Here is a 4,351-nt window from a genome sequence, read left to right as displayed (position 1 = left end):
GGCGACGGCGCTGTTCGGGTCGCAGCAGTCGGAAGAGCTGTCGTTGGAGACGTCGCGGGGGGTGCGTCATGGCCGGTGAGCGGACGGCGGTACGGGAAGCGGTGGTGCGGGACGCGCTGCACGCCGCGGTGGCGCCGGTGGACCCGCCGGTTCCGGCTGGAGCGCCGGTGCGGCCGGTGCCGCGTCGGGAGTCTGCGACCGTCGCGTCCGAGACCGGTACCGGCACTGACGCTGAGGGTGGTGTCGGGGTGTCGCTGCCGGCGCGGATGGCGAGTGCGTTGCGGGCGGCGGCGGAGCTGGTGGAACTGGTCGGTGAGCGGGCGTCTCTGCACGTGACGGTCAGCGATGTCTACCCGGACCAGGTTGTGGCGCTTGTCCCTGCCCGGTGGAGGGTGGATGCCTCGGCCGGGGAGCGCGACGCGGTCCGGTGGGCGGATCTGCGTGCGGTGGCCCGCCTGTTGGGCCGGCCGCCGGCCGTGCGGCATGACCTCGGTGACGAGGATCTGACGGTGGAGGTGTCCGCGACGGTGGCGGGTTCTCCGGTGCGGGTGTGGGCGCCGCTATCCGACCCGGACGTGATCGGTCAGGCTCGTGCGCTGGTCGCGGGTATGGAGACGGGCCAGTGACCACCATGCCTGTCAGTCTGTGCCGGTCGAGGGGCACCGCTGTGTCCACCGGTGCCGGGGCTGCTCCCGTACCGGGTGCACAGGAGCGGTTCGCCGTCGCGGTGGCTGACTACCTGGCCGCGGTGGCGGATCACTGGGCGGTGGTGACCACGCTGGCCGGCCGCCGCGGCGGGGATGCTGCCGTGACCGCCTACGCCGCCGCGGTCGATGTCGAGGCGCGGGTGCGGGTCGCGCAGGCCCAGGCCCGTGTGGCGGGCGCTCCTCGTGACGAGCTGGCGGACGTGTTCGATCTGGTGGCGGCGGTGACGCTGGACCGGGTCGCGGCCTGGTATCTGGCGGGCCGCCCGTATCGGCCGGCGGGTCTGGGTGCGGCGGAGCGGGCGTTGGCCCGGGCCGCCCGGCCGGTGGCGGCTCGGCGGACGGCCCGTCGCGGTGGTGGACCGGGTCGGCCGGTTTCGGTGGGGGCGGTGGCGTGATGGCCGGCGGGGTGCCGCGCCGGTTGGGTCGGGCGTTGGATGCCGGGCTGTGGCTGGTGGCCGGGCTGGTCGCGGTGTACAGCCTGGCGAACGTCCACACGGCCGCTCGCGGGCACGGCACCGCCGATCCGCAGGCGTGGCTCCTCGCGCCGATCGTGGACATCGCCCTGTTCGTGTCGATCACAGCGGATGCGGCGTTGTCCCGGCACGGGGAGCGTCCCGACGGGTGGGCGACCGGGCTGCGCTGGTTCTGCGGGATCGCGACCTGGACGCTCAACGTGTGGGACGCCGCCGCGTCGGGCGATCCGGGCGCGATCGTCGCGCACTCGATCCCGCCGGTGGTCCTGGTCCTGCTTGCCGAGGCCGCGCCCCGCTACCGGCAACGGTTCGCCGCGCTCACCACCGTCCCGACGTCGACCCCGCCAGCCGTGGCGGCACCGGAGCCATCCCCCACGGTGGCACTGGAGCCAGCGGTACCGGAACCATCCGTAGTCGTGGCACCGGAGCCATCCACGGCAGTGGTACCGGTGCCACGCCCGACCGGGCCGCGTCGCGGTACCGGTACCACCATCGGCCCCCGGGATACCGGTGGTACCGGCGGCACCGGTGGTGCGCGGGGGACCGGCCGGCGGGACCTGGCTCGCAAGCTGGCGGCGGTGCCGGCGGACGACCCGCGCAGCGATCGGCAGCTCGCCGCGGATCTCGCCGCCGCGGTCGGGCTGTCCCCAACCACCGCCCGCCGGTACATCACCGAACTGCGTCAGAGCGGGGTGCCGGCATGACCGGGATCCGCGCGGATCTGCGCTCCCTGCCCTGGTGGGCCGCCGCCGGCCTGGCCCTGCTGGCCGTCGTGGTGCTGGCCCTGCGGGTCGTGGGCCTGGCCGTCTGCGTCCTGGTCGACACCGTCGAACGCGTCGAGATCGCCCTGTCCGCTGCCGCGGGGATCGCCCCGCTCGGCGGCTCGTCCTGGCCCCTGACCGACTCCTCAATCCCCGGCTGGACTGTGAAAGGTGGTGCGCGGTGACCGACCAGGCGGAACAGGCGTACACCGACATCGGCGCTGGTGGGCTGGTGCTGACCGGCCCGTGGACACCGGCCACCGACATCGACACCGGTACCGGCGTCCGTCCGGCGGGCGGAGAGGTTTTGGACGGGGAGGTGATCGACCAGCATGGGCAGGTTGTGACCCCGCGTTCTACCGCCGTGCCTGTGCGGCGGCCGGTGGCCTGGCCCGCGCTGCCGGCCCTGCCGGCCGGTGGGAAGGAGGTTGTGCGTGCCACCGGCCGGGTGGCGGTGCAGTCTCTGCAAGGGCATGCGGTGCTGGCGCGCCGGGCGGTGGACGCGGCTACCCACGCGGCGATCCGGGAGCAGATCCGCGCTGCGCGGGCCCGTGGGGACACCGCGGAGCTGGTGGAATGGCTCGACCGGCTGCACACGGCGAAGGACGCCCGCCGGCAGCGGGTGCAGAACCTCCCCGTGCTGCTGAAGGCCGCTGGGCTGTCGGCGGTGGCCCTGGTGCTGGTCGTCGCTACCGCCCTGGTCGGTATCGGCATCGTCGTCGGCGTCGTGCACCCGCTGGGCGCAGGCTGGGGGGACTACTGGAGATTCCTGGGTTGGCTGCTGCACGCTCTGGTCACCGCCGTCACGGTGGCGGTGCCGCTGGCCGGGGCCGGGGGTGTGCTGGGCTGGCTGGCGCTGACCCGCCGGGCCGGTCAGGACGGGGCGAGCCTGCCGGCCCGGTTGATGCCCGCCGGGCAGCGGGTCCAGGTCGGGGAGGAGATCACCCCGTCGATCGTGGTGACCGCGCTCCGTGACCTCGGTTACGCCGAGCTGCGGAAAAGCATTAAGGCGATGCCGGACTACGGCGCGGGCATGCTCGGCCCGATCACCCTCGCAGGCTGCGGGGTGGAAGTCGACGTGGCGCTGCCCTCGGGCACGTCCACGGAGGAGATCCAGAAGCGGGGACGCAAGCTGGCGGAGAACCTCGGCCGGCACGAACACGAGGTGTTCATCACGATTCCCGCGGAACTGCGCCGCACGGTCCGGCTGTGGATCGCCGACCCCGGCGCGCTCGACGAGCCGATCGGCCCGTCCCCGCTGGTCCTCGACCCGGAGCAGTCCGCGGACTACCGCACCGGCCGCGCCCCGTGGGGCGAAGACCTGCGCGGGGACGCGGCGTTGATCAGCCTGTACCAGCGGCACCTACTGATCACCGGCCTGTCGAACCAGGGCAAGACCGCCGCGCTGCGCGCCCTGGCGCTGTGGCTCGCCCAGGACCCCACCGTCGAGTTCTGGATCGCTGATCTCAAGGGTGTGGGCGACTGGGCGATGTTCGACGGCATCGCTACCCGGCTGATCCAGGGCCCCACCGACACCCACGTCGTCCAGGCCACCGAGATACTCGAAGACGCCGTCACCGAGATGGAACGGCGCAACGAGGCCACCCGCGCCGGTGCGACGTTCCACCCGCTGATCGTGATCGTGGACGAGGCGCAGGTGGCGTTCATGTGCCCCGCCGTCGACGACTTCAAGCGACCCTACGGCGGGACCAAGGCCACATCCCGCTACTTCACGGCCGCCCGCAAGCTGCACAACCAGGGCCGCGCGGTCGACGCCCTGCTCTGGCAGGGCACCCAGGACCCCACGGATCAGAACCTGCCCAAGCTGGTCCGCGAAGGCGCCCACATCCGCGCGTCCCTGGTCGTGGGCACCGAAGCCCAGGCCAAGATGGCGCTCGGCGACAAGGCCGTCAACGGCGGCGCAGCTCCCCACAAGCTGCGTCAGGGCCTGGATAAAGGCACCCTCGTCGTCGCCGGGGACGGCGTGCCGCTCCCGCCGGGCGCGTCGTCCCTGACGATCCGGACGCACTTCATCAACGATGCCGACGCCGACGCGCTTGCCGACCGGGCCAAGGCCCGCCGCACCCAGGTCGCCACCCGCACCGCCACTGGTGACCCGACCGAGGACCGCGACCCGCTCAGTGACATCGCCGCCGCGCTGCGCGGAGAAGACCGCACCCGCACCCCGGTCGTCCTCGCCCGTCTCGCCGAGATCCATCCCCGCTACCAGAAGTGGACCTTCCAAACCCTCAGCGCGGCCCTCGCCACCCACCACATCAAGATCAGTAAGTCGGTGGGTCAGAGTGTCATCCGCGTCGACGACATCCACCAGGCAATCACTCTCCGTAGCAGTCGGGACGAGGGAAGTGATCAGGGGAGCGGCTGACCCCCGGGGAAGTTTCCCCACCCC

At 73.0% G+C, this 4,351-nt stretch carries 5 protein-coding genes; all 5 read left to right on the top strand.

Going from position 1 to position 4,351, the window contains the following annotated elements:
• The first annotated feature begins 68 nt into the window (after positions 1 to 68).
• The 5 genes from CM1CMNOD_RS20370 to CM1CMNOD_RS22600 are packed head-to-tail and all read left to right on the top strand — an operon-like array spanning position 69 to position 4,327.
• On the top strand, positions 69 to 626 hold the full coding sequence (locus tag CM1CMNOD_RS20370) for a hypothetical protein (RefSeq protein ID WP_013875479.1): 558 nt from the start codon (positions 69 to 71) through the stop codon (positions 624 to 626).
• 41 nt (positions 627 to 667) lie between these two features.
• Positions 668 to 1,102 (top strand): hypothetical protein, encoded by a 435-nt coding sequence (locus CM1CMNOD_RS20365; protein ID WP_043604190.1) that lies wholly within the window; start codon positions 668 to 670, stop codon positions 1,100 to 1,102.
• Positions 1,102 to 1,884: a winged helix-turn-helix domain-containing protein gene (locus tag CM1CMNOD_RS20360; RefSeq protein ID WP_013875477.1), complete on the top strand. Its 783-nt coding sequence runs from the start codon at positions 1,102 to 1,104 to the stop codon at positions 1,882 to 1,884. The genes CM1CMNOD_RS20365 and CM1CMNOD_RS20360 overlap by 1 nt, the downstream gene beginning before the upstream one ends.
• Positions 1,881 to 2,126 carry a hypothetical protein gene (locus CM1CMNOD_RS20355; RefSeq protein WP_013875476.1) on the top strand — a complete coding sequence of 82 codons (246 nt, stop codon included), beginning with the start codon at positions 1,881 to 1,883 and terminating at the stop codon, positions 2,124 to 2,126. Before CM1CMNOD_RS20360 ends, CM1CMNOD_RS20355 begins: the two co-directional genes overlap by 4 nt.
• Positions 2,123 to 4,327, top strand: coding sequence for an FtsK/SpoIIIE domain-containing protein (locus CM1CMNOD_RS22600; RefSeq protein ID WP_013875475.1), 2,205 nt, complete (start codon positions 2,123 to 2,125; stop codon positions 4,325 to 4,327). The genes CM1CMNOD_RS20355 and CM1CMNOD_RS22600 overlap by 4 nt, the downstream gene beginning before the upstream one ends.
• Positions 4,328 to 4,351 lie beyond the last annotated feature (24 nt).

Source organism: Protofrankia symbiont of Coriaria myrtifolia (assembly GCF_900634755.1).
Taxonomy (GTDB): domain Bacteria; phylum Actinomycetota; class Actinomycetes; order Frankiales; family Frankiaceae; genus Protofrankia; species Protofrankia coriariae.
Note: the sequence above shows the minus strand (reverse complement) of the source record. Positions and strands in the feature narration are given on the sequence as shown.

Bases quoted from the DNA above. Each gene is read 5' to 3' on its own strand.
- CM1CMNOD_RS20355 (WP_013875476.1), top strand. From the start codon at position 1,881: ATGACCGGGATCCGCGCGGATCTGCGCTCCCTGCCCTGGTGGGCCGCC.
- CM1CMNOD_RS20360 (WP_013875477.1), top strand. From the start codon at position 1,102: ATGGCCGGCGGGGTGCCGCGCCGGTTGGGTCGGGCGTTGGATGCCGGG.
- CM1CMNOD_RS20370 (WP_013875479.1), top strand. From the start codon at position 69: ATGGCCGGTGAGCGGACGGCGGTACGGGAAGCGGTGGTGCGGGACGCG.